This is a genomic window from Thalassospira sp. CH_XMU1458 (genome assembly GCF_037027205.1).
GTDB lineage: Bacteria > Pseudomonadota > Alphaproteobacteria > Rhodospirillales > Thalassospiraceae > Thalassospira > Thalassospira tepidiphila.
Genome location: NZ_JAYMDW010000011.1, coordinates 1 through 796, shown reverse-complemented (window position 1 = coordinate 796; position 796 = coordinate 1). Strand labels below are relative to the sequence as shown.

The following is a 796-nucleotide window of genomic DNA, read 5'->3' as shown; positions in this document are numbered from 1 at the left end:
TACTTCGACGCGATGTCAGCAATCGACAGTTTCACGCCAGCACCCATGGTGGAGCTGATCGCAGCGCGCTGCAGGTAAACACCTTTTGCGCCTGTCGGTTTTGCTTTAACGATCGCATCGACGAATGCTTTTGCATTCTCAAGGATCTGTTCTTCGCTGAACGATGCCTTGCCGATACCTGCATGAACGATACCGTTTTTCTCCGCACGGAACTGGACCTGGCCAGCTTTTGCGTCGGAAACAGCGGTCGCAACATCCATGGTCACGGTGCCGAGTTTCGGGTTCGGCATCAGGCCGCGCGGGCCGAGTACCTTACCGAGACGGCCGACAACAGCCATCATGTCCGGGGTTGCAATAACGCGATCATAGTTCAGATCGCCTTTCTGCATTGCTTCCATCAGGTCTTCGGCGCCAACAGCGTCTGCACCAGCTTTCTGGGCTTCTTCTGCTTTGGCTTCTTTTGCGAAGACAGCAACGCGCATGGTTTTACCGGTACCATGCGGCAGGGAAACAACACCACGGACCATCTGGTCAGCGTGACGCGGATCAACACCAAGGTTCATGGCCATTTCGATGGTTTCATCGAATTTGGCTTTTGCACCTTCTTTGACGAGCTTTACAGCAGCTGCAAGTTCGTACTGGGTGTTACGGTCGATGCCCTCATAGGCCTGGGCAAGGCGTTTACCAGTCTTGGCCATCGTCTTACTCCACAACCTCGAGACCCATCGCACGGGCAGAGCCCTCGATCATTGCCATCGCGCCATCAACGTCAAATGCGTTGAGGTCAGCCATTTTG

The 796-nt window shown here is 54.6% G+C and carries 2 protein-coding genes; both read right to left on the bottom strand.

Going from position 1 to position 796, the window contains the following annotated elements; translation table 11 throughout:
• On the bottom strand, window positions 1–698 hold a 698-nt coding region (gene rplA / locus WBY09_RS19875), incomplete at its 3' end, for a 50S ribosomal protein L1 (protein WP_063087032.1).
• Between the two features lie 4 nt (window positions 699–702).
• Window positions 703–792, bottom strand: a complete 90-nt coding sequence (locus WBY09_RS19870) for a hypothetical protein (RefSeq protein ID WP_443082670.1) — start codon at window positions 790–792, stop codon at window positions 703–705.
• Between the last annotated feature and the right edge of the window lie 4 nt (window positions 793–796).